The sequence below is a fragment of the Streptomyces sp. AC550_RSS872 genome (assembly GCF_019049285.1).
Taxonomy (GTDB): domain Bacteria; phylum Actinomycetota; class Actinomycetes; order Streptomycetales; family Streptomycetaceae; genus Streptomyces.
Genome location: NZ_JAGMUL010000056.1, coordinates 1 through 23,401 on the forward strand (window position 1 = coordinate 1; position 23,401 = coordinate 23,401).

23 protein-coding genes and 2 pseudogenes are annotated in these 23,401 nt (G+C 68.7%); 18 read left to right on the plus strand and 7 right to left on the minus strand.

The genetic code is table 11. From position 1 onward, the window contains the following. The 3 genes from KUM44_RS22640 to KUM44_RS22650 all read left to right on the plus strand — a co-directional run. Positions 1-906 (plus strand): MEDS domain-containing protein (locus tag KUM44_RS22640; RefSeq protein WP_217210401.1); only part of this gene is annotated, 906 nt, incomplete at its 5' end. Positions 907-1,063: 157 nt separating this feature from the next. Further along, on the plus strand, positions 1,064-1,510 hold the full coding sequence (locus KUM44_RS22645; RefSeq protein ID WP_254389936.1) for an ATP-binding protein: 447 nt from the start codon (positions 1,064-1,066) through the stop codon (positions 1,508-1,510). A 119-nt stretch (positions 1,511-1,629) separates the two neighbouring features. Continuing rightward, positions 1,630-2,949: an Nramp family divalent metal transporter gene (locus KUM44_RS22650; protein ID WP_217210405.1), complete on the plus strand. Its 1,320-nt coding sequence runs from the start codon at positions 1,630-1,632 to the stop codon at positions 2,947-2,949. Between the two features lie 237 nt (positions 2,950-3,186). Here KUM44_RS22650 and KUM44_RS22655 read toward each other — a convergent pair whose 3' ends face one another. Both KUM44_RS22655 and KUM44_RS22660 read right to left on the minus strand, forming a co-directional pair. Next, the gene (locus tag KUM44_RS22655) at positions 3,187-4,437 is read right to left on the minus strand and encodes a hypothetical protein (protein ID WP_217210407.1); all 1,251 of its coding nucleotides are present in this window, start codon (positions 4,435-4,437) and stop codon (positions 3,187-3,189) included. A 44-nt stretch (positions 4,438-4,481) separates the two neighbouring features. Then, the gene (locus tag KUM44_RS22660) at positions 4,482-4,988 is read right to left on the minus strand and encodes a SigE family RNA polymerase sigma factor (protein WP_217210408.1); all 507 of its coding nucleotides are present in this window, start codon (positions 4,986-4,988) and stop codon (positions 4,482-4,484) included. 148 nt (positions 4,989-5,136) lie between these two features. On the opposite strand from KUM44_RS22660, the gene KUM44_RS22665 reads away from it, so the two are divergent. Further along, entirely contained in the window at positions 5,137-5,565 is a 429-nt protein-coding gene (locus tag KUM44_RS22665; protein WP_217210409.1) for a hypothetical protein, read from the plus strand. Between the two features lie 25 nt (positions 5,566-5,590). Here KUM44_RS22665 and KUM44_RS22670 read toward each other — a convergent pair whose 3' ends face one another. The 3 genes from KUM44_RS22670 to KUM44_RS22680 form a co-directional block, all read right to left on the minus strand. Then, a complete protein-coding gene (locus tag KUM44_RS22670) occupies positions 5,591-5,842 on the minus strand; it encodes a hypothetical protein (protein WP_217210410.1) in 252 nt (83 codons plus the stop codon). After that, positions 5,835-6,188 carry a hypothetical protein gene (locus KUM44_RS22675; RefSeq protein WP_217210411.1) on the minus strand — a complete coding sequence of 118 codons (354 nt, stop codon included), beginning with the start codon at positions 6,186-6,188 and terminating at the stop codon, positions 5,835-5,837. Before KUM44_RS22675 ends, KUM44_RS22670 begins: the two co-directional genes overlap by 8 nt. A 62-nt stretch (positions 6,189-6,250) precedes the next feature. Next, positions 6,251-6,496 (minus strand): ATP-binding protein, encoded by a 246-nt coding sequence (locus KUM44_RS22680; protein ID WP_217210412.1) that lies wholly within the window; start codon positions 6,494-6,496, stop codon positions 6,251-6,253. Between KUM44_RS22680 and KUM44_RS45600 the strand changes: the two are divergent. Beyond that, positions 6,474-10,541, plus strand: a pseudogene (locus KUM44_RS45600) (RHS repeat-associated core domain-containing protein); the annotation flags it as partial. The gene KUM44_RS22680 and the pseudogene KUM44_RS45600 overlap by 23 nt on opposite strands. Beyond that, positions 10,538-10,972: an Imm1 family immunity protein gene (locus KUM44_RS22700; protein ID WP_217210413.1), complete on the plus strand. Its 435-nt coding sequence runs from the start codon at positions 10,538-10,540 to the stop codon at positions 10,970-10,972. The pseudogene KUM44_RS45600 and the gene KUM44_RS22700, both read left to right, overlap by 4 nt. 92 nt (positions 10,973-11,064) lie before the next feature. Here the strand turns inward: KUM44_RS22700 and KUM44_RS45605 are convergent. After that, positions 11,065-11,502 (minus strand): annotated as a pseudogene (locus KUM44_RS45605) (transposase family protein); the annotation flags it as partial. Positions 11,503-11,583: 81 nt separating this feature from the next. Here KUM44_RS45605 and KUM44_RS22710 point away from each other — a divergent pair. Continuing rightward, positions 11,584-11,856, plus strand: a complete 273-nt coding sequence (locus KUM44_RS22710; protein WP_217210417.1) for a hypothetical protein — start codon at positions 11,584-11,586, stop codon at positions 11,854-11,856. A 579-nt stretch (positions 11,857-12,435) separates the two neighbouring features. Beyond that, a complete protein-coding gene (locus tag KUM44_RS22715; RefSeq protein WP_217210419.1) occupies positions 12,436-13,221 on the plus strand; it encodes a hypothetical protein in 786 nt (261 codons plus the stop codon). 179 nt (positions 13,222-13,400) lie between these two features. Here the strand turns inward: KUM44_RS22715 and KUM44_RS22720 are convergent, their stop codons facing one another. Further along, positions 13,401-15,077: a chitinase gene (locus KUM44_RS22720; RefSeq protein ID WP_254389935.1), complete on the minus strand. Its 1,677-nt coding sequence runs from the start codon at positions 15,075-15,077 to the stop codon at positions 13,401-13,403. Between the two features lie 243 nt (positions 15,078-15,320). Here KUM44_RS22720 and KUM44_RS22725 point away from each other — a divergent pair, with 243 nt between their 5' ends. The 10 genes from KUM44_RS22725 to KUM44_RS22770 all read left to right on the plus strand — a co-directional run. Continuing rightward, a complete protein-coding gene (locus KUM44_RS22725) occupies positions 15,321-16,130 on the plus strand; it encodes a hypothetical protein (RefSeq protein WP_217210441.1) in 810 nt (269 codons plus the stop codon). A gap of 78 nt (positions 16,131-16,208) precedes the next feature. Next, positions 16,209-16,916 carry a Flp pilus assembly protein CpaB gene (gene cpaB / locus KUM44_RS22730; protein WP_217210428.1) on the plus strand — a complete coding sequence of 236 codons (708 nt, stop codon included), beginning with the start codon at positions 16,209-16,211 and terminating at the stop codon, positions 16,914-16,916. Positions 16,917-16,925: 9 nt separating this feature from the next. Beyond that, positions 16,926-18,191, plus strand: a complete 1,266-nt coding sequence (locus tag KUM44_RS22735; protein WP_217210429.1) for an AAA family ATPase — start codon at positions 16,926-16,928, stop codon at positions 18,189-18,191. A gap of 44 nt (positions 18,192-18,235) precedes the next feature. Then, entirely contained in the window at positions 18,236-18,556 is a 321-nt protein-coding gene (locus KUM44_RS22740; protein ID WP_254389937.1) for a pilus assembly protein, read from the plus strand. Between the two features lies 1 nt (position 18,557). Next, a complete protein-coding gene (locus tag KUM44_RS22745; protein ID WP_217210433.1) occupies positions 18,558-18,947 on the plus strand; it encodes a TadE/TadG family type IV pilus assembly protein in 390 nt (129 codons plus the stop codon). A 23-nt stretch (positions 18,948-18,970) separates the two neighbouring features. Then, on the plus strand, positions 18,971-20,308 hold the full coding sequence (locus tag KUM44_RS22750) for a CpaF family protein (RefSeq protein WP_217210434.1): 1,338 nt from the start codon (positions 18,971-18,973) through the stop codon (positions 20,306-20,308). Positions 20,309-20,318: 10 nt separating this feature from the next. Further along, positions 20,319-21,266, plus strand: coding sequence for a type II secretion system F family protein (locus tag KUM44_RS22755; RefSeq protein ID WP_217210436.1), 948 nt, complete (start codon positions 20,319-20,321; stop codon positions 21,264-21,266). Positions 21,267-21,338: 72 nt separating this feature from the next. Then, positions 21,339-22,241 (plus strand): DUF5936 domain-containing protein, encoded by a 903-nt coding sequence (locus tag KUM44_RS22760; protein WP_217210437.1) that lies wholly within the window; start codon positions 21,339-21,341, stop codon positions 22,239-22,241. A 458-nt stretch (positions 22,242-22,699) separates the two neighbouring features. Then, complete coding sequence (locus tag KUM44_RS22765; RefSeq protein WP_217210438.1) at positions 22,700-22,897, plus strand: hypothetical protein; 198 nt, start codon at positions 22,700-22,702, stop codon at positions 22,895-22,897. Continuing rightward, positions 22,897-23,401, plus strand: a 505-nt coding sequence (locus KUM44_RS22770; RefSeq protein ID WP_217210439.1) for a pilus assembly protein TadG-related protein, incomplete at its 3' end; no start/stop codon positions are given. The genes KUM44_RS22765 and KUM44_RS22770, both read left to right, overlap by 1 nt.

Genomic DNA, 23,401 nt, shown 5'->3' on the forward strand with positions numbered 1-23,401 from the left:
CACCCCGCCCCAGCCCCCACCCCCTTCGACCACCGCATCACCGTCTTCGCCACCGACGAGGAGTTCCTCGCCGCCGCCCTTCCCTTCCTCGGCGAGGCGCTCGCCGCGCCCGGTGAACCGCCGCCCGTCGCCATCGCCGCGCCCGGGAACCTGGACCTGCTGCGGGACGCGCTCGGCAGTGAGGCGAAGGGGGTCGTGCTCATCCCGCACGGTGAGTGGTACACCGGGTCGGCGGCCAACGCGGTGGCCCAGGGGGCCGGTTACCTCGCGGCGAACGCCGGGCCCGGGGGGCGGATCCATCTGCTCATGGAGCCGGTCTGGGGCGGTCGGGCCGGGCGCTCGCCGCGGGAGGCCGCCGAGTGGATCCGGTACGAGGCCCTCGCCAACCTGCTCTTCGCGCCGCTCGCGACGACCGCCCTGTGCGCCTACGACTCCCGCGTCGCGGGCCCCGCCGTGGTGGCCGCCGCCCGCCGTGCCCACCCCGACACCGACGTCTACGAGGACCCGGTCCGGCTCGCCGCCGAACTCGACGCCGTACCGCTGCCGCCGTTCCCCGCCGACGCCGAGCGGCTTCCCGGGCCCGTGCCCGCCTCCGATGCCGTACGCACCTGGGCGGCCGTCCAGGGGCTGCCCGCCGCGGACGCGGAGCTGTTCGCGACGGCCGTCACCGAGGCGGCCGCCGCCCTTGGGCCGGTCGACGGTGCCCTGCTGTGGGGCGAGGCCCCGGCCTGCGTGTGCGAACTGCGCGCCCCGCGCCGCGTCAACGACCCGCTGGCCGGCTTCGTACCGCCGCAGAGCGCGGAACTGGAACCCGGACAGGGGCTGTGGTTCGCCCGGCAGGTGTGCGCGTACGTCGACGTCCGGGACGACCGGGAGGGGACGAGCGTACGGCTTCAGTACGGGTAGGGAGGTGCCTCGAACGGACCGCGTACAGGTAGGGAATCGGGTATTCCTCCCCGTGCGCCCGCACCCCCGCGCCCGCCACTGTGGACCCATGCTGCACCTCTACGGGGCGCGCTTCCCGGATCCCGGACCTCAGTACGGCTCGTATCCCCAACCGCCCATGGGAGCCGGCCATCTGAGCGTCGAGTACGACCCCCGCCCCTCCGCGGTCCGTGAGGCCCGCGCGGAGGTCCGCCGGCAGCTGGAGGGATGGGGGCTCGCCGATCTGGACGACGTGGCGGACGTGGCCGAGTTGCTGGTGAGCGAGCTGGCCACCAACGCCCTGCTGCACTCGGCGAGCCGCTTCCGCCTCACCCTGTTCGCCGCGCACGGGATCCTGCGCTGCGAGGTCCGGGACGCGGGTCGCCGCGTTCCCACGGTGCTGGACGCGGGGGGCTCGGAGAGCGGTCGGGGAATGTTCCTGGTGGACGCGCTCGCCCGGCGCTGGGGGTGCCATCAGGACGGGACGGGCAAGACGGTGTGGTTCGAGCTCGGGACGTGTCGCTGTGCGGCTGCGGCGGAGGGCGGTTCGTCGTGCCTCTTGAGGCCGTCTTCGGGCTGCGGGTGAGCGGGGGTTGTCCGCGCCCACGCGGCGGAGCCGCATATCGACACAGCCCCGCGCCCCTTCAGGCGGGTTCCACGCAAGCCCCCTTGCCGGTTCGGCCCCCTTGAGGTTTCTTGATCTGCATGGCGGACACCACGGGAAACACAGCGGCATCACCGGTCGGCGAGGCGGACTCCCGCCCCCGTAAGTCCAGTTGGCGGTACATCGGCCCCGGCATCGTCGTCGCCGCGACCGGCGTCGGGGCCGGTGACCTGGTCGCCACCCTCATCGCGGGCAGCAACTTCGGCTACACCCTGCTCTGGGCCGCGGTCATCGGCTGCCTGGTCAAGATCTCCCTCGCCGAGGCGGCGGGCCGCTGGCACCTCGCCACCGGCCGCACCCTCTTCGACGGCTGGGCCGGCCTGGGCCGCTGGACCACGTACTTCTTCGCGGTCTACGTCGTGATCTGGGGCTTCGTCTACGGCGCCGCCGCGATGTCGTCGAGCGCGCTTCCGCTACAGGCACTGTTCCCGAACGTGATGGACCTCGAATGGTGGGCCATCGCCTGCGGGCTCGTCGGCCTGGTCTTCGTCTGGTTCAACAAGTACGCCGTCTTCGAGAAGGTCATGACGGTCCTGGTCGGCGTCATGTTCGTGGTGACGGTGTACCTGGCGATCCGCGTCACGCCCCACCTCGGGGACGCCTTCGCCGGCCTGCTGCCCGTCCTGCCCGACGAGAAGGACTCGATCCTCAACACCCTCGGCCTGATCGGCGGCGTCGGCGGCACCATCACGCTCGCCGCGTACGGCTACTGGGTCAACGCCAAGGGCTGGACGGACACCGGCTGGATGAAGGTCATGCGGCTCGACAACCGCGTCGCCTACGCCACCACCGGCATCTTCGTCATCGCGATGCTCTTCGTCGGCGCCGAACTGCTGCACTCCGCGAACATCGCCATCGCCAGCGGCGACAAGGGCCTGATCCAGCTCGGCGACATCCTGGCGGACGAGTACGGCTCGGCGACCGCCAAGTTCTTCCTGATCGGCTTCTTCGCCACCTCCTTCACCTCCCTCATCGGCGTCTGGCACGGCGTGAGCCTGATGTTCGCGGACTTCGTGACCCGCTACCGCAGCCGCCAGGGGCTGAAGGGCGAGGAGGTCGCCTCGGGGCAGCGGGAGCGCTCCTGGCCCTTCCGCGCCTACCTGCTCTGGCTGACCTTCCCGCCCATCGTCCTGCTCTTCCAGGACGAGCCCTTCCGGCTGATCATCATCTACGGCGTCCTGGGCGCGGCCTTCATGCCCTTTCTCGCCGGCACCCTGATCTGGCTCCTCAACTCCGCCCGTACGCCCAGGGAATGGCGCAACGGACCGCTGAGCAACGTGATGCTGGCGATCGCGGGCCTGCTGTTCCTGGTCCTGTGCGTGAAGCAGATCTGGGACCAGCCGTGGTCGGAGTTCTTCTAGCGCCCTGACCCGGGAAGGTTGGCCGGAGCAGTGGTTGGCGTCTTTCTTGTGCCATGTTGCACCACCGCAGTGCCCCGTCAGAAACTTCGGAGCGTCGGGCCCGCTGACGGTACGGCGGGCCGGCGTACCGCTGGAACTGGGCACGCCCAAAGCACGGGTCCTCCTGGCGGTCCTGCTGTGCCGGCCGGGCCGGTCGGTCGCCGGTGACGCGCCGGCGGAGGCGCGACAGAACACCCCTTAGCGATACCGCTCCCACTCCGGGCTGAGGGCGATCTTCCGCAGCTGCTCCTTGGAGACGGCGGGCGTCTCGCGGGTCGGGGCGTCGTGCTGGGTGGCGGCGTTCAGGGCGCTGACGACGACCCGGAAGCCGTCGGTGCGCAGGGTGTCGACGGTCCACATCACGGCACCCGCCACGTCCTTGTCGCCGCCGCTCTCCCGGAAGCCGACCTTCGTCCCGTCCGGCAGGGTCTCGGAGCCGTCCCCGAAGAGCTCGTCCGCCACGTCGCCCATGCCGTGCTGGACGTCGATCTGGAGGTAGCTCCTGCCCTTGCCGTCGTCGAGGACGACGTAGGTGTAGTCGCGGCCCTTCTCGACGACCTCGACACCCTTGGGGAGGAGGGGGACGAGCGTGGCCAGGACCGAGTCCACGCCCGGTTCGACGGCGGCGGGCGGCGTGGCCGACGGCTTCGGCTTCTTCGGGTCCTCGGGAAGGAACTCGACGTACTTGCGCCACACCTGCGCCGTCACCAGCTCCTTCAACTGAGCGGTGGACAGGGGCGGCTCGCTCCTGCTGATCGGCGCGTCCTTCTCGGCCGCGGCGTTCCACTCGCTGACGGAGACGTACTGCCCGGTCGGTGTGACCAGGTCGGCCGACCACAGCTTGGTGTCGACGCGCCGGTCGGGATACTCGTAGCCCTGGAACAGCTTCAGCAGCGAGCCGTCGGGCAGCCGGGTCGAGACGCAACTGTCGTGCGGGACGAGCGCCTTGTCCGGGCAGTCCACCGCGTCGCGGGCCCGGTCGCTGCCGGGCTCGACCCGGTTCAGGGTGACCCCGATGGCCCCGGGCCCCTTGCCGTCGTCGTACACGAGGTGGACGTACGGCGGCAGCGTCGAGTTCTCGGTGCCCCGTGCCCGCTGCTCGCCGACTTTGCCCTCCGGGAGCAGATCCGTGAGTGTCGCGATGAGTTCGCGGCCGGTCAGGGGAAGGACATGCGGCGTGCCGGACGGCTGCTCGGCCACGCTGGAACCGGACGGCAGCGGGGCGGACGTGACGCTCCAGGGCACGAGCAGCGCCCCGCCCGCCCCCACGAGCGCGATCCCGGCCGCCCCGCCTGCCACGGCGGCCCGGCGCCTGAGCCGCAGCCGCCGCCCGCGTGCCCGGCCGGCGGCGGCGAGCGCGGCCCGGTCCGTGTCGAAGCGGTCACCGGCGTCGTGCAGGGCACGACCGAGCCGCCCCTCGAAGTGTTCCTCGTCGTGTTCCACAGGCATGGCAAGCCACCGTTTCTCGGAAAGGTCGTGGGTCAGGGCCGAGCTCAGGAGGCCACGTACTCCCCGAGGTCCTCGCCCAGCAGCTCGCGCAGCCGTCCGAGGGCCCGGGAGCACCGCGTCCGTACCGCCGCGGAACTGGCGTTCAGCACCTCGGCGGTCTCCTCGACGGACCGGTCCTCCCAGTACCGCAGGACGACCACGGCCCGGTCCTTGGCCGGCAGCCGGGCCAGCGCCTGGAGCAGGGTCAGCCGCAGCGACAGGTCACTGCCCTCGGCCGCCCGGTCCGGCAGGGCGTCCGTGGCCCGCTCGGTGCTGCTGCGGCGCCGCTGATGGGCGAGGAAGGCACGGGTGAGGACCGTCTGCGCGTACCCGGCGGGGTTCCCGACCCGGGACATCCGGCCCCAGCGGACGTAGATCCGGCCGAGGGTCTCCTGGACGAGGTCCTCGGCGAGGTGGGTGTCCCCGGCGGTCAGCAGACAGGCCGAACGGTACAGATGCCCGGCCCTGGCCACCGCGAACTCCGCGTACTCGTCCGCGCGGGCCTGTCTCATGCGTTCCCCCTGCTGCTGTGCCCCGGCTGTGGGCGCGGGCCCTCACTTCACTGATGCGGTGGGGCAGGGAGAATGTTTCACCGCAGCACCGAGAAGTTCGAGAAGTTCGAGAAGCCCGCAGCGAGTACGAGGACCCAGGACGCCACCGATGACCGAGCAGCCGGGCTTCGGCCCACCCCCGCCGCAGTACGCGCCCGCCCCACCGCCGTACGCCCCCGCGCCACCCGCGTACGCCCCGGTGCCGCCGTATCCCGCTCCGGCACCGGCACCGGCACCGGCACCCGCGCCCGTCGGCCCGGAGTTCCTGGCCGTCGACAAGCGCAACGCGGTCGTGGTCGACGCCTCCGGCGTCGTCTTCGAGCTGTCCGGCCACACGCTGGAGTTCCGCTGGCCGGAGATCCGCAGCGTCCACTACAAGGCGAGCCCCGACGGCAGGGCCCTGATGGTCGCCGTGGTCCACCTGGACGGCCGGTTCTACGAGGGCGTGGTGGAGGCCAAGCCCCGGGCGCGGCTGCACGAGTGGTTCGCGCAGCTGGCCTGGGTGCTCGGCCACTACCGGCCGGCGCCGATGAGGTAACGGCCGTCGTCCGGTGTGCTGTGCCTCAGCCGAACCAGCTCACCTGCACGACCACGATGCGCTCCCCACGCACGTCCGTCAGATAGGTGAGCATGAGCAGCCCCCGGCTCTCGGTGCGCACGCCGGGTCCGGCCCCGGTGAAGGCGACGCCGTCCAGAAAGACCATGGACTCGCGCACCGCGATCTCATTGGCCAGCCGCTCGGTCTGGATACGGGCTTGATCCGGGAGCCCGTCCAGCAGGTCGTCCTGGAACAGCTCCCAGTGCCAGTCAGCCACCGGCGACCTCGCGGTGCGCGGCGCGCACGATCTCCCCGGCCTCCTGGACGGCACGCTCGCGCACGGTCGGATCAGGATCGTTGATGGCCTGCTCGGCGGTGTGCAGGCGGCGCGCGGTCTCAGGATGCCGCTCGATCTCGACCACGACGCCCCACTGCCGGTAGAATATTCGGATCGGTACGACGCTGTCCTCGTCCCCGGCGCGTACGAAGGCCTTCTGCAGGTCTTCGAAGAACTCGGGCAGGCGGGAGGGGGCGACCGTGGCCACGGCCTCCCGCAGAGCGGGCAGTGTCAGCTCCGGCCGGGGAATGACGGGACCGTTTCCGTCCGCGTAAGGCGTGGTCATCGGCCGCCCCTTCTGCTCGTACTGCACCTTTCCGGCACGAGCCCACGCTAGCGCCAATTCCGTCACTGCTCTGCACCCCTGACCAGAACGAGTCCCCGGGTCAGGAGCCACTCCGCGTAGACGGTCTTGCCGACGGTTCGAGGTGTGATCCCCCAATCGTCCGCCAGCGCCTCGGCCAGGGCGAGCCCGCGCCCGAACTGATCGTCGCTGGTCGCGTCGGGTGCGCACGGCAGCCGCTCGCCGCGCGGGTCGCTGATCTCGACGCGCAGTGCAGTGGCCGTGGTGAAGAGATGGTACGCCCGCAACACCGACCTGGGCATCACCAGCCTGGTCTCCCGCAACCGCACCGTGGCCCGCACCTGCGCGACCATCGACACGTCGCTCTCCCTGCCCGCGACCCCGGCCACCCGCGGAGACGTCCTCTCCGACACCGCCGTCGTCTACGACAACGCAGCCGCCACCGCCTGGTCGGCCACTCAGAAGCCCACCAAGGGCGAGGCGATCTGGACCGGTCGTGCCACCGGCTACGCGACCACCGCGGACCCAAACGGTGACCGCACGCCGACGGGCTGGCAGAAAGTCACCGCGACGACGTACGACGCCCTCGGCCGCCCGCTGAGCGTTGCGGACACGGCGGGGAACACCACGTCGACGGCGTACACCCCTGCCGAGGCGGGTCCGCTGACCAAGACCATCACCACCGACCCCAAACAGTACAAGTCGGTCAGCTTCCTCGACCCGCGCCGGGGTCTGCCCCTGCGCAGCTACGACATCAACCTCAAGAAGACCGAGCTGAACTACGACGCGCTCGGCCGCCTGACCGAGGTGTGGCTGCCGAACCGGATCCGTGGCAGCCAGGCCCCGAACACCAAGTTCGCCTACCACCTGGACAACACCAAGCCGTCCTGGGTGTCCACGTCCACCCTGAAGAAGGACGGAGACACCTACAACACCAGCTACGCGCTCTTCGACGCCCTGCTCCGGCCGCTGCAGACCCAGTCCCCGACACCGCAGGGCGGCCGGCTGCTGACCGACACCCGCTACGACACACGCGGGCTGGCGTATGAGACGTACGCCGACATCTTCGACACCACCAGCACGCCCAACGGCACCTACACACGGGCCGAGTACGGCGAGGCGCCCACCCAGACAGAGACCGTCTTCGACGGGGCGGGACGTGCCACGACCAGCACTCTCTATGTCTACGGCGTCAAGAAATGGTCCACCAGCACGAGCTACACCGGCGACTCCGTAGCCACGACCGCAGTGAACGGCGGTTCGGCCAAGCGGACGATCACCGACGTACTCGGGCAGACGACGGAGTCCCGCGTGTACGCGGGCGAGAGCCCGGCCGACGCCGCCTTCGGACCCGGCCCCGGCGCCTCATTCGCGGCAACCAGGTTCACGTACACCCTGGACGGAAAGCAGAAGTCCATTACTGGCCCGGACGGCGCCAAGTGGACCTACGGCTACGACCTCTTCGGCCGCCAGAGCAGCACTGACGACCCGGACAAGGGCACGACGACCAGCGAGTACAACGCGCTCGACCAGGTCATCAAGTCCACGGACGCACGCGGCACGTCGATCCTGAGTGCGTACGACGTGCTCGGTCGCGTCACCGGGACCTGGTCGGGCACGAAGACAGACGCCAACCAGCTCACCGGCTACACCTACGACACGCTCCTCAAGGGCCTACTCACCTCCTCCACCCGCTACGTGGGCGGCAAGACGGGCCAGGCGTACACCTCGACTGTCACCGCGTACGACAGCCTGGACCGGGCGACCAGCACCCAGCTACGGCTGCCGGACAGCGACCCGTTCGTGCAGGCGGGCGAGTCGGCAACCCTGGCCTTCGAAAGTAATTACGCCATTGACGGCACCCTGAGAGTGACCGGAGAGCCCGCGATGGGCGGCCTGCCGTCGGAGCTGATCGACTACGGCTACGACGGCCTGGGGAATGTGACCGACTTCGGCGGGGCAACGGGCTACCTGCTGGATGTCACCTACTCGGCGCTGTCCCAGCCGCAACAGCTCACGTTCGGCACGGGCGGCACCGGAAACAAGAGCTTCTATGTCACGAACCGTTTCGAGGAGGGAACAGGCCGCCTGACCCGCAGCCATGTCACGGACCAGACCCACCCGTACATGCTGCAGGACCTCAACTACGCCTACGACCAGACCGGGAACGTCACCTCCATCTCCGACCCGACCACGCTGGGCGGTGCCAGCTCGGCGGAGACTCAGTGCTTCGCCTACGACGGCCACCAGCGCCTGATCGAGGCGTGGACCCCGTCGTCGCAGAAGTGCTCGGACACGCGCAGCGCATCCGCTCTGTCGGGCCCGGCACCGTACTGGACCAGCTACACCTACAACGACGCCGGGCAGCGCACCAGCGAGATCCAGCACGGCGTCGGTGTCCGAGCGGGCCAGGACACCCGACACGACTACACCTACCCGGCGGCGGGAGCGGCGCAGCCGCACGCTCTGTCGAAAGTGAGCGTCACGGGCGATGGCACGCGGACACAGTCCTTCTCCTACGACGAGACGGGCAACACCACCATGCGTGCCACGACCACCTCGCACCAGTATCTGCGGGCGGGGTGGAAGCTCACCGCGGGTGAGGAGGTGCGCTCCCAGCGGGCGCGGCTGGTGATGGGCGAAGACGGCGACCTGGTCCTGTACGACAGGGACACCGGTGAGGTGAAGTGGCACACGGACACCGCCGGCCATCCCGGCGCCTGGGCCACCATGCAGGACGACGGCAACTTCGTCGTCTACGACGCCGACCGCACCCCGCTGTGGTCCACCGGCACCTGGAAGGGCTCCGGCTCGGGCTACTTCGCCACCCTGCAGGACAACGGTTCCTTCACCGTCTACGACGCCGACTGGCAGCTGAAGTGGAGCGCTGGGTCCTGGATCGGCTCCGCCCCAGTGACCTCCAACACCTTTGCCCACACCTGGGACGACGAGGGCCACCTGGCCACCACGACCGCCCCCAACGGCGCCCGCACCAGCTACCTCTACGACACCGCTGGCCAACTGCTCATCCGCGCAACCGAGAACGGCGAACGCATCCTGTACGCGGGCGCCACTGAACTGCACCTGAAGGCCGACGGCACGACCTGGGCCCAGCGCTACTACGCCGCGGGCGGCATCACCTCCGCGGTCCGCTCCAACGAGAACGGCACCAACAAACTCACCTACCTGGCCGGTGACCACCACAACACCTCCACCCTGGCCCTCGCCCCGGACACGGCCCAGACCTACACCAAACGCTTCGCCACCCCCTTCGGACTCGACCGCGGCCAACCCGTCGGCGACACCACCACCTGGCCCGACGACAAGGGTTTCCTCGGCAAAACCCGCGACGCCACCACGGGCCTGACCCACATCGGCGCCCGTGAATACGACCCCGTCATCGGCCAGTTCCTCAGCGTCGACCCCCTGCTCGAGACAGACAGACCTCAAACGCTGAATGGCTACAGCTACGGGGCACAGAACCCTCTCGTCTTCTCGGACCCCACCGGTATGGGCCTCGCCTGCGGGGGAGCCGGCGGAGCTAAGGAGGGCTGCCCCACGCGTCCCGATGGCTCCACGGGCAATGGAAGCCCCAATGAAGCCGTATCCGGCCCGCCCAAGACCCAACACCCCTGCAACAGCAACTGCGGCACGGCAAGCACCAACAACAGCGACCCCGTACCGAGCCCGAGCCCGGGTCCAACGCCCACACCTGGTCCCTACAAGAACAACATAAGCGACCCAGTTCTCAGAGCTCTCAGCTACGTCTTCAACAAGATCTTTGAAAAGACTCCGCCGCTGCTCATGTGCAACGCGGAATCGACAGTCTGCGAATACATTCCAGTCCAAGAGAACGTCGTACCGTGGGGTCCCAGTGGTTCGGGCTGGGCGACCGCGCGCGCTCTAGGACTAGGCGAGGGAATTGCCGCTCTCCGTGCTTTCGCACTTAAATCCCTCCCGAAATTTGTTGCAAAGGGGAAGACGACTGGAATCGGATCGGCGGACGGGCGTGTCTTTCAAGTGACCAGCGGGGTTGCGGCAGGTGACCAGAAGCTGCTGGACATAGTTAATGACAGGCTCAGGAAGGCTGGCGCTTTGCCAGGCGTCGCCAAGTCCACCCGTGCCAGCGACGTGGAACAAAAGTTTGCCGCGATGATGGTTGCACAGAAAATAGACAAAGGTGATATCGTCATCAACAACCCTGCCGGGCCGTGCGCGCAACGACTGGGGTGTGATGCAGCGCTCCCTCTGATCCTCCGCGAGAGGACACTCACAGTGCACTGGCCGGACGGCAAGGGCGGTTTTAATTCGAAGACCTATGGAGGCGCAGAGTGAAACAGGGGCGTGCTGAAGCTTACTATCGGGCAGAGCATGCGGAAGAGCGCATCGTCCTCACGCCCGACGATGTTGATTCGTTCATCGATGCCCTCCTCGCTGGTACAGATTCCGAGAACATGGCCGAGCTGCACTCTTTGGATCGTCCACTTCTCGCCTCAGGATTTCCGGATCACGAATTTCTGGTTGGCGTGGACAGGGAACTCCAAGTAGGTGTTCTCAGCTTCATGGACGAAACGGGAAATCTCGTTTCCCTCGGCGACGGGAAAGGGCGGGGCGGCGTTTCCTACTTTATCGTTGGGAACGGAACTGAATTTCCCGATCGGTCAGAAATCCCCGTCATTCTCGTCCGTCAGGCCGTCAAGGAATTTCTGAATTCCGGTGGGCAACGTCCGACGTGTGTCCAATGGCAGGAGCCAGATATCTGGTGATTCCCATTGCCGTGCGCCCACAGGGCCGCACCGCGTGTGTACCGGCCTGTATCGTCGTTATGGATCAGTGGGAGATCGCGAATCCGCTGATCCTTCCGGCAGGATGATCTAAAGCGTGTTGTCTTGTAGTTCTTCATCTGGCCGATGACATGTTCCACCCGGGCGCGGATCTTGCGGTGTTCGGCGTTGCCGTCCTCCTCACCCCGAAGCAGAGCCCGCCCCGGGCGTTGGCGGTGCGGGCTCTGCTTCCGGCAGTTGGGCAGGCGCCGTCGCCGAGCACCGTCACGCCCGGCCAGTGCACCCTCAGCTCGGACTTCCGCCAGGCGTGGGCGTCCACAGTGGTGCCCGGCACCGGACGCGCGGCTGCGATCACCAGTCGTGTGTCCGCGCCCACGATGACCTGCACGTTCGCCGAGAACCGGCAGTTCCGCGAGGGCGTGCCCACCCCGGTCACGGACCGGGATGAACGTACCGTCCACGATCCACAACCGGTCGGCTGCGTCGGCTGGCCGGGAGACGGGTTCCAGTGCAAATCATTGCTGCTTGAGGCATGGGAAACGGACGTGAATTCGGACCAGTTCTGGTACCTGACCATGCAAGGGAAGCTGTAGATGGCGACGTTGGAGCCTTTCCTGGTACTCGCGGAGGCTGTTTCCGAAGGGAGAATGTCTCCTTCAGAATTCTCTCTTGTCTGCCTTCCCCTGTACAAGAGTTACGGTGGCCCGCATCCGTCCGCCGAGCATTATCAGGCGGCGGCAGACCTCTTCTACGTCGCACATGACTATGACTCAGCAGGTGTCGGCATGCCGGATCTGTTGAACGACGATCAGGTTCGCCAGAAGGCGGCTGAGATCGCGCAACGAATGAGGGTGCTCCTGCAGTAGCTGAATTCGAGTGTGTCGATTTGGTTGAGGAATGTGTGGTCCCCGGTTCCGATTGGAGGGACCCGCCAGTGACCTTTTCGCGGCAACACTGAAAGGTTGAAAGGCTCGTGTGACGGTGGACGTTGGCGGTGCTGAATCCCCGTCATGAGGTGCGCGGATGGCGGCAGGCCGACCGGTGTGGCTGGGGGCGGGCGGAGCGTGAGACGGCGCGTTGCGCGGCTGTCGCCGGACTTTCAACAGGGGCGATGAACTGGGGCGGAGCTGATCTATGGGTTCGGATATTGGTACACCCCGCGTCGGATGAACAGGCTGTTGCTGTGCGGTCGGCAGAGCAGTGGTCACGGTAAGAGGCAGCGAAGTTCCTGGGTTCCTGGATCTCTTCGATGTTGAGACCGGACATGACCTGGAGCCCGACAAGGACCGCGCTGTAAGTAACGACTTGGAGAGGTATAGATGAGGAGACACCGAGCGGGATTCCGCATAGCGGTGGTCACCATGGCGGTTCTGTCGTCTGTGGCTGCCTGTGGTGAGAGTCCCGCGGGTGGTGCCGTCAGTTCGGCGACGGAGGACTCGTCGGGGATGACGCCCGCAGAGGTAGTGGCGAAGGCGGCGAAGAACTCGGAGCAGGTCACATCCCTCCGCTACCGGGTCGTCGGCACTGTGCCGGATGTGGGGCGGCTGAGGGTCGAAGCATCCATGACTGCCGAACCGCTCGCCATGAGTATGGAGATGACCGCGAACGGCCAGGGTGAAGACGGTCGGACGGAGATCCGATTTGTTGATGGGGTGATGTATGTCGGCGGACCTGCGGTCACCTCCAGTGAGGTCTTCTCCGGCAAGTTGGATGGCAAGACCTGGGTCAGGGCCGCCCCGGCCGTGTGGGGTCGTGGTGCGGTGGACAACAACTCCTACGGCATGCTGCCGCGTCAGATCGAGGGAAGCCCGGTCGTGCAGTCCACGATCCTGACCGGTTCCAAGGACGTGCGGAAGATCGGGGCGGAGTCGATCGACGGCACTCGAACCACGCAATACAGAGGAACGGTCACGAGTGGCGGCTTGCGCGCCGCCCGTGACGCTGCTGCGGACAAGGCGACTCAAGAGCGTCAGGTCGAGAGCCTTGATCAGTTCTTGGGGCTCCATGCCGATGACGTGCTCACCATGGACCTCTGGATCGACCACGACGGCCACGTCAAGCAGTTCCGCCTGCGAGGAGAGACCTACAACCCACGGGGTGGCAGCGCCGGCGAACCGTTCGACCTGACCACCACCTTCCTTGAGGTCAATCAGCCGCCAACCATCGCGGTCCCGGAGGCCAAGGACACCGCCGACGTTGATGCGTTCGCAGACGACGCAGCGGAAGGTTGAGCGGCGCATGGGGATGATTGAACGCGTCCCTCGACTCTGCTGCGCAATTCGCTGGACCAGCGAAAACACTCCAACCGGACCATCGGCGGATCGAATCGCGCAGCAGAGTCCTGCACCCCGGCAAAGCGGCTGTTGGGGGGTAGAACCTCGATTACGTCATCCTCGGCTGTGACACTCGGCTACGGCAGCGCGTGCACATGCGGTCCCACCGCGTTCGACCACGCGTTGCCCGCCGTCGCGTCCCAGTTCGTGGACCAGGTCATCGCGCCCCGCAGCTCGGGATAGGTGCGCGAGGGCTTGAAGGAACCGCAGCCCGTGCCCTTGGTCAGGCAGTCCAGGGCGCTGTTCACGACCGACGGCGCGACGTACCCGCTGCCCGCGCCGCGCGTCGAGGCCGGCAGGCCCAGGCCGACCTGGGACGGGGCGAGGCCCCCCTCCAGCTGGATGCAGGCCAGGGCGGTGAGGAAGTCCACCGAGCCCTGGCTGTAGACCTTGCCGTCGCAGCCGAGCATCGAACCGCTGTTGTAGTACTGCATGTTGACGACCGTGAGGATGTCCTTGATGTTCAGCGCGGTCCGGAAGTAGGAGTTCGACGTCGACTGCATGTCGATGGTCTGCGGTGCCATCGTGATGACCAGCGACGAGCCGGCCTTCGCCGAGAGCGAGCGGAGGGCCTGCGTCATGTAGGTGGCGTTGAGACCGTTCTCCAGGTCGATGTCGACGCCGTCGAAGCCGTACTCCTGCATCAGCGCGTACACCGAGTTCGCGAAGTTCGTCGCGGACGCCGCGTCGTTCACCGCCACCGTGCCGCGCTCGCCGCCGACCGAGACGATGACCTTCTTGCCCGCGGCCTGCTTGGCCCTGATGTCCGCCTTGAACTGGTCGACGGTGTAGCCGCCGAGCCCGGCGGAGTCCAGGTTGAAGGTCACCGCGCCCGGCGTCGAGGTCGCGTCCGCGAAGGCGACGGCGATGATGTCGTACTGGGACTGGACGTCGGCGAGCTTCTGGACCGCGGCGCCGTTGTTGAAGTTCTGCCAGTAGCCCGTCACCGCGTGCTTGGGCAGCGCCGGACCCACCGGCCCCGCCGTGGTCGTCCCCGTCACCGCGCCCGACTTCGCCGACTCACCTGCCGCGTTGGTCGCCGTGACCTGGAAGGAGTACGACGTCGAGGCCGCGAGCCCGGTCACGGTCGCGGAGGTGCCGGTCACCGCGGTCACCTTCGTACCGCCCCGGTAGACGTGGTAGCCGGTCGCGCCCGAGACGGTGTTCCAGGCCAGGGAGACCGAGGAGGAGCTCGTGCCCGAGACGGCGAGCCCGCTCGGTGCGGCGGGGACGGTGGGGGAGGGGTCGGTGCCACCGCCGCCGTCGGGGCCGTACACCGACAGGTCGTCCGCGTAGTACGCGGCCTGTCCGTACCAGCCGTGCGTGTACACCGTCACCGAGGTCGTCGAGGCGCCGGTGGTGAAGGTGGTCGACAGCTGTTTCCAGGACGACGAGTCGGGCGTCCAGGTCGATACGTCGGTGGTACCCGTGCCCGTCGCACCCAGGTAGGTGTAACCGCCCTGGACCCAGGCGCTCAGCGTGTACGTCGAGTTGGGCTTGACGGCCACGGCCTGGGTGCAGCGGGCGTTGTCCTGCCCGGCCGGGGTCGCCCTGAGTGCGGTCGCGCCGCCGTGCACCGGGGAGGAGACGGCCGTGCCGCTGTTCGCGGAACAGGTCCAGTTGCTCAGACCGGCCTCGAAGCCGGCGTTCTTGGCGTTGTTGACGTCCGCGGCGGAGGCGTGGCCCGCGGGGAGGAAGGCGAGGGCCAGGGCCGCGGTGACCGCGCCCACCCGGAATCTGCTGCGTATGGACATGACAAGAGGCATGCTGAACAACTTGGTCCAGACCAATTCACCTGTCAAGGGCTTCCGGTCATGGAGAATTCGTGTGCGCAACCTGCCCCGTTTTGGCGGGTCTTGTGCTGGAAGAGTTGCTTCCCAGCTGGAGAGAAGCTGTTCTCCGGCGACAAAGCCGTGGATACAGTGCTGAGGTAGTCACGCAATGAAGTCATCGGGGAGCTGCGCGTGCCAACTGCCATTGCCGTGACCAGCGCCGACATGGCGCTGCCGGCGCAGGACGAGCGAACCGTGCCCGCTGTCGTGCTCCAGGACCTCGACCGGGAGCCGCTGGAGCGGTCGTTGGCGGGCATGCAGACGCTGATCGAGCAGCACGGACATGTCGTCGTCGTCTGCTCGCAGGCAGTTCCCCGCGGCGTCCGGCAGCGGCTGCACACCGTACGGTCCCTGCTGGAGAGCGACCGCATCGCCGTGTTCCGGCCCGAACTGCCCCCGCTCGGCCTCGCCGTCCTGGCCCGCCAGCTGCGGCAGCTGGCCTCCTGCGACCTCAGCCCCGGCGTCCTCGCCTCGGCCGGCCGGCTGCTCACCCACTACCTCCACGCCGGGGCCCTCCTCGGCTCCGTCGCCAAACTCGACCGCGTCCCCGTCGACCTGAAGTCCCACGCCAAGTCCTGGATGCCCGGCAGCCAGTTCGGAGTGCTCGCCCATCCCACTCCGCAGCTGATCCGGATTGCCCCCGGAGTCACCCTCCCCGGCCCGGAGTTCGGTACCTCGATGCTGGTCGCGCAGGGACAGCTCCAGTCCGACTGGGTCAACGCCACGCTGGCCAAGTCCTGGAACGCGCAGGGCCTCAGAGAGGTGGTCCTGCCCGCCGAGTCGACTGCCTGGTGGGGGACGGCCAAGCTGATCGAGTTCTGCGCCTACCTGCCCGACCTGTCGGTGCTCTACCAACTCGTCACCTCCGTACGGCAGAACACCTGTCACTGGTGCGGCATCGACGTCATCGGCGACCGCTGCGTCTTCTGCTCCGCCGTCCCGCCCACTCACGAGCAGCCGGCCCGCGCGGGCTGATCGGAAACCGGCAGCCCAGAGCCGACCCGGCCCCATCCGACCGCTTCCGACCGATTCCCCCAAGAGGTTGCACGGTTCATGAACTCCCGTCAGCGCCGCGGCGTGATACTCCTGCTCCTGTCCGTCGTCTGCGCCCTCGGCGCCTTCGCCGGTGTCCTGTCCGTGATCAGCGACGTGAAGTCCCAGGTCGGCCCCAAGGTCGTCGCATACGAGCTCAAGGCGGACGTGGCGCCCTATACGCCCCTCGACGCGAGCCAGTTCCAGCAGATCCAGATGCCCGACCGGTGGCTTTCGGACAACGCGGTCAGCAACATCCGCGAGATCCGGGGCAAGATCGCCGTCACGACCCTGCGGAAGGGCTCCCTGCTCCAGAGCGACATGATCGTCGACCAGCCCGCGCTCCAGACGGGCGAGCAGGAGATCGCCATCATGATCGACGCGGCGACCGGCGTGGCCGGCAAGATCACCCCGGGTGCCACGGTCAACGTCTACGCCACCTTCGAGGGCGACGGCGACAGGGCCCCCGACCAGTCCAGGCTCATCGTGGAGAACGCCCGGGTCATCGACGTGGGCGAGCTGACCTCCCTCAAGCCCGACGAGAACGACCGGAGCCGACAGCCCACCGACGCCGTTCCGATCACCTTCGCGCTCGACCCGATCGACGCCCAGCGCATCACGTACGCCGAGTCGTTCGCCGACGAGGTCCGCCTCGCCCTGGTGGCGCCGGGCGACGACTCCGACATCCCCGCGACGAACCGCACGTACGAACTCGCCAAGGACAAGTGAGAGGCCCCCATGCCCACGAGGATCCTCCCCGCCGTCGGCGACGCGGACGCGGTCCGGTCCCTCACGACGCTGCTCAGCCAGCTCCCCGACGCCGAGCCCGTCGCCCCGGTGACCGACTCCACCCAGCTCGTCGACACCCTCGCGCGCCTGGCCGCCGAGTCCGTCGACGAACTGCCCGAGGTCGTCGTCGTCCATGAGCGCATCGGTCCCGTCCCGGCCCTGGAACTCATCCGCGAGGTCGCCCTGCGCTTCCCCGCGGTCGGCGTCATCCTCGTCACCTCCGACGCCGGCCCCGGTCTCTTCCAGGCCGCCATGGACTACGGCGCCCGCGGCCTGGTCGCCCTGCCCCTGCACTACGAGGAGCTGGCCAGCCGCGTCAACGCCGTGGCCCAGTGGTCGGTGGGCGTACGGCGTCATCTGGGCGCCGGCGGCGACGTGTTCAGCGGTGTCGGCGGCACGGCGGTCACGGTGAGCGGCGCGAAGGGCGGCGTGGGCGCCACGCTCACCGCCATCCAGCTCGCCCTCGCCGCCCAGGCGTCCGGCCGCAGCACCGCCCTGCTCGACATGGACCTCCAGACCGGCGACATCGCCTCCTACCTGGACATCCAGTTCCGCCGTTCGGTCGTCGACCTCGCCGCCATCAGCGACATCACCCCGCGCGTGCTGGCCGACGCCGTGTTCCGGCACGACACCGGCCTCGCCCTGCTCCTCGCCCCCGGCGACGGCGAACGCGGCGAGGAGGTCACCGACCGCGCCGCCCGCCACATCGTCAGCGCCCTGCGCTCCCGCTACGAGGTCGTCGTCATCGACTGCGGCGCCCAGCTGAGCGGCGCGAGCGCGGCCGCCGTGGAGATGGCCGACACCGCGCTCCTCGTCACCACCCCGGACGTGGTAGCCGTCCGGGGCGCCAAGCGCACGGTACGGATGTGGGACCGCCTTCAGATCCGTAAGGCGGAGGAGACCACGATCGTCGTCAACCGCCACTCGCGCGGTACGGAGATCCAGCCCGCCCTGATCCAGCGGATCACCGGCACGGCGGTCGCGGCCACCGCCGTCCCGGCCAACTTCAAGGAACTCCAGGGCGCGGTCGACGCCGGCCGGGTGCACGAGCTGGACCCCAAGGGGACCGTCAAGCAGGCCCTGTGGGCGCTCGCCGGGGAGCTGGGCCTGGTCAAGGGCACCGAGGGAGCCGTACCGCGCCGCAACGGCAGGGCGGCGCGGGGCGGGGACCGGGCGGCGCTGACGTTCCGGCGGCGCAAGGAGATAGGGCGGTGAGGGGGCGGGGGGACAAGGGCCAGGTGACGATCGAGTTCCTGGGCATGACGCCACTGATCATCCTCACCTTGGTGCTGCTGTGGCAGTTCGTGTTGCTGGGGTACACGTTCACGCTCGCGGGGAATGCCGCGGACGAGGCGGCGCGGGCAGCGACCGCGTCGCAGGGGCAGGCGGCCTGCGAAGAGGCAGGGCTTCAGCATCTGCCGAGCGCGTGGGAGGGCGGCGCCAGTGTGCGGTGCGGCGTCGCGGGCGGCTTTGTCACGGCCGATGTGTCCCTGGAGGTTCCCGTCCTGTTCCCCGGCTCGATCGGCTTCCCTTTCACGGTCGAGGGCCATGCGGGGACCGTGCTGGAGGAGAAGGACTGAGATGCCGAACGCCGGTGAGGGCGCCCGCAGGCCGGCCCGCGACCGCGGCCAGGTCGCCATCGAGTACCTCGGGTTCATCCCGATCCTGATCCTCGTGGCCCTGGCCGGCGTACAAGTCGGCCTGATCGCCTACACCGCACAGCAGGCCGGAACGGCGGCCCGGGCCGGGGCGCGCGCCGCCTCGCTCGAACCCGGTACCGCCGAGGAGGGGTGCCAGACCGCGGTCAGCAGCTGGCTCGCCGACGGGACCGACTGCGCGGAGGCGCCCGGCGGCGACGTGGTCACGGTCACCGCCACCGTCCAGATCCCGTCCATCGTTCCCGGCTGGGACTTCGACCCCGCCCAGAAGAGCGCGACCATGCCGCTCGACTTCGACGCGACCACCGACTGACGCAGGAACAAGGAGCACCGACGATGAGCCTGCGCGCGCGCATCAACACCCCCGAGGAAAACCCCGGCCGGAGCGAGGACGGCCACCTGGTCGCCTCGTACCGGGCCAAGCTCCTGGAGGAGATCGACCTCGCGGAGATGAGCTCGCTGGCGGCGGCCGAGCGCCGGGCCCGCCTGGAGAGGGTCCTCGGGCACATCATCAGCCGCGAGGGACCGGTGCTGTCCACGGTCGAGCGCTCGCAGCTGATCCGCAGGGTCGTCGACGAGGCGCTCGGCCTCGGCATCCTCGAACCGCTCCTCGAAGACGCCTCGATCACCGAGATCATGGTGAACGGCCCCGACGCGATCTTCGTCGAACGGGCGGGCCGCGTCGAGCAGTTGCCGCTCCGCTTCCCCTCTCACGACCAGCTGATGCAGACCATCGAGCGGATCGTCTCGACGGTGAACCGCCGGGTCGACGAATCGAACCCCATGGTCGACGCGCGCCTGCCGTCCGGCGAGCGCGTGAACGTCATCATCCCGCCGCTGTCCCTGACCGGCGCGACCCTGACGATCCGCCGCTTCCCCCGCTCCTTCACCCTGCACGAGATGACCGGTCTCGGCTCGCTCGACGAGCCCATGGTGTATCTGCTGGCCGGGCTCGTGCAGGCGAAGTTCAACATCATCGTCTCGGGCGCGACGGGCACCGGAAAGACCACGCTGCTCAACGCGCTGTCGGGGCTGATCCCCGAGCACGAACGCATCATCACCATCGAGGACTCGGCCGAACTCCAGCTCCAGCAGTCCCATGTGATCCGCCTGGAGTCCAGGCCCCCCAACGTGGAGGGCAAGGGCCAGGTGACGATCCGCGACCTCGTCCGCAACTCCCTGCGTATGCGCCCCGACCGCATCGTCGTCGGTGAGGTCCGCGGCGGCGAGTCCCTGGACATGCTCCAGGCGATGTCCACCGGCCACGACGGCTCCCTCGCCACCGTGCACGCCAACAGCACCGAGGACGCCCTGATGCGCCTGAAGACCCTCGCGTCCATGTCCGACGTGACCGTCCCCTTCGAGGCGCTGCACGACCAGATCAACAGCGCGGTGGACGTGATCATCCAGCTGACCCGCTTCCCGGACGGCGCCCGCAGGATCACCGAGATCGCCATCCTGGACAGCCACGGGGCGGAGCCGTACCGGGTGGCGACGGTGGCCCGCTTCAACGCCCGGCCCATGACGGCGGACGGCCGCGTCCACGGCGCCTTCGCGTACCACCCTCTCCCGCGCCGCACCGCGGACCGCCTCTACATGGCGAGCCAGCCGATACCGCAGGCCTTCGGCGTCGCCCAGTCACCGCTTGAGCTCGCGACCCGAGAAGCCAGGTAGGACCCCACCCATGGACCTCCAGACCCGCATCACGCTCACCACCGGTATCGCGCTGCTCACCTGCGCGCTGGCCGTCGTGGGCGTCCACGCCTACGCCTCCGGCCGGGCCCAGCGCCAGGCCCTGGTCGACCGTCTGACGTCCGCCGGCCAGCTCACCGGAGCCGGCGGCCGCCGACGCCGCTTCGTCGACCTGGACCGCCGACTGCGCCGTACGAAACCGGGCAAGCGGCTGGAACTGCGCCTGGTGTCCACGGGCCTGGACGTCACCCCCGGCGAGTTCTTCGTCTACATGCTGGTGACGGTGGCCGGCCTCTGGCTGGTCGGCCAGGCGGCCCTGGCCCCCTTCTTCGGCCCGATCGCCGGCCTGCTGGGCGTCTGGGCGGCGGTCCAGTTCCTCAACTGGCAACGCCAGAAGCGCATCGAACGCTTTATCAACCAACTCCCCGAACTGGCCCGCATCCTGGCGAACGCCGCCCACGCGGGCCTCGCCCTCCGTACGGCCATCGGCATGGCGTCGGAGGAGCTGGAGGCCCCGGCCGGTGAGGAACTGGCCAAGGTCTCCCACCAGTTGGCCCTCGGCGCCTCCATGGACGACGCCCTCGGCGAGCTCGCCGAACGCCTCCCGTCCCGCGAACTGGTCGTCCTGGTCACCACGCTGGTCCTCTCCAACCGGGCCGGCGGCCAGGTGGTCAGCGCCCTGCGCAACCTCACGGAGACCCTGGAGGAGCGCAAGGAGACCAGGCGCGAGGTCCGTACCCAGCTCTCGCAGGTGAGCATGACGTCGTACGCCGTCCCCGTGCTGGGCGTCGGGTCGCTGTTCCTGATGAACGGGGTGCAGGACGGGGCCCTGGACCGCATGACGGGCTCCCCGGTCGGCCAGGCCGCGGTGCTGATCGCGTTCGGCCTGTACGCGGTGGGGTTCGTCCTCATCCGGCGTATGTCGCGGATCGACGTCTGAGGCGCGGGCGAGGACAGGGGCAAGGACAGAGACAGAGACAGAGACAGAGACAGGGACAGGAGGAAGACGACGATGGAAACCGGAACACTGGGCCTGGCCCTGGCGCTGTTGATGGCCCTGGGCGTCTGGGGCATCTTCGCCGGCGTCCGCATGTACCGCGCGGACGCCAAGCTGCCGAGCGATCTGGCGCTGGCCCTTGAGATCGGCGCGACCCGCACCGGCGCCGTGGACTCCCTCATCGACCGCATGGGCATGCGCTACGCCCCCGCCGTACTGCGCCTGATGGGCCCGAAACTGGTCGCCAGGTACCGCCGCAAGATCGACCTCGCGGGCAACCCCGGCGGCCTGACCATCGACCGTTACGCGGCGAGGCGGGCGGTGTACGGCTTCCTGGGCACGGTCGGCTTCCTGGTCTTCCTGGTGCGGGGACAGTTCTTGGTGGCGCTGCTCCTGCTGGCCTTCGGCGCCTTCTGGACGGAGGTCGGCATCTGGTCGGCCATCCGGATCAGGAAGGACGAGATCGAACGCACCCTGCCGGACTTCCTCGACGTCCTCGCGGTCGTGGTCAGCGCCGGCCTGGGCTTCCGCCAGGCACTCGACCGGGTCGCCTCGAAGTACGAGGGACCCTGGGCCGACGAACTGCGCATCACCCTGCGCCAGATGGACCTCGGCATGAGCCGCCGCCAGGCCTTCGCGGAGCTGAGACGGAGGAACGACTCCGAGCAGGTGGCGATGTTCGTGACGGCCCTCCAACAGGGCGAGGAACTGGGTGCCCCGATCGTCGAGACCCTCGTCGCCCTGGCCAAGGACATGCGCCGCACCGACGCCCAGAACGCCCGCCGGAAGGCGGCCCGGGCGGTGCCGCGGGCCACGCTGATGATCACGACGTTCATGGTGCCGGCGACGATGATTCTGTTGGGGGCGGGGTTGTTGTTGGGGTCGGGGACGGATTTCGGGTCGCTGACGGGGGAGTAGGCGGAGGAGAGGGAGTGGGGGGAGTAGGGGGCGCAACTGCATCACTAGCGCAAGCAAAGGCCGAACTGCCAACTACTACAAGGAAATTTCCGGAACACCTTTCGCAAATGCAACCAGATGTGGGACAGTCGTCGTTGGATCGGTCGCGGTTCCGGCCGAGCGGGAGGGAGGCGGAGATCATGAACCCCATCACAACAGGCCACGTCAACCGCATCTTCGCCAAACTCCACAGCACCCGCCGTGCGCAGGCCACCGCCAAGTGGCCAGGCGGGGCTCCGGGTTCACCCCCAGGACGGAGCCGACGGCGATGACACAGCGATGGTTTTCGGCCTGGGTCCGGAATCGGGCCCAGGGACCCTCTGGTGTTTCGGGTATTTCCGCTTACTTTTCTCGCAAGACTTCTCCCAAGACCTGCGAGCCCAGCGCCCGGCGACCGCCGAACACCAGAGGGGAACACCATGAGCAACTGGATCCACACCACCGTCGAGCACCTGCGCTCCCGTGCCGCGCGCGACGACAGGGGGCAGACGGCGGTGGAGTACCTGGGGATCATCGCGGTGGTGGTGGCGATCGTGTTGGCCATCGTGGGAACGGACATCGGCCAGACGATCTTCGACGCGATCACGGACAAGATCACCGAGGTGACCGGCGGTTGATGCGGCGGCCCCGGTACGGCGGCGACGACGCAGGGCAGGCTCTCCCCATCTACATCACGGTGGTGGCGGGCTTGCTCTTTCTCGCGTTCGCGTACCTTGCGGTCGGCCAGGCCGCGGCAAACCGGAACGGCGCCCAGACCGCGGCCGACGCGGCGGCTTTGGCTGCCGCACAGGAGACCCGGGACCAACTCGCCGGCATGTGGGTGGAGGACGTACTCGACCCGACAAAGTGGCAGGACATCTTCGACGGCATCGGGGCGCAGTTGGACGGCTGCTGGCGAGCACACGAGCTGGCGGCGCAGAATGACGCCGCTGTCGACGGCTGTGGTCCGGTGGGCCTGCTGGGTTACACGGTCACCGTCCAGTCCACGAAACCCGTCGGCGACTCGATCGTCCCCGGCACGGAGGACACCAGGTCGAAGGCATCCGCCACCGCCGTGATCGAGGCCCGCTGCACGTTCGACCTTCCTGGCGAGGGTGCCGGGGGCGGCGGGGGTGCAGGGG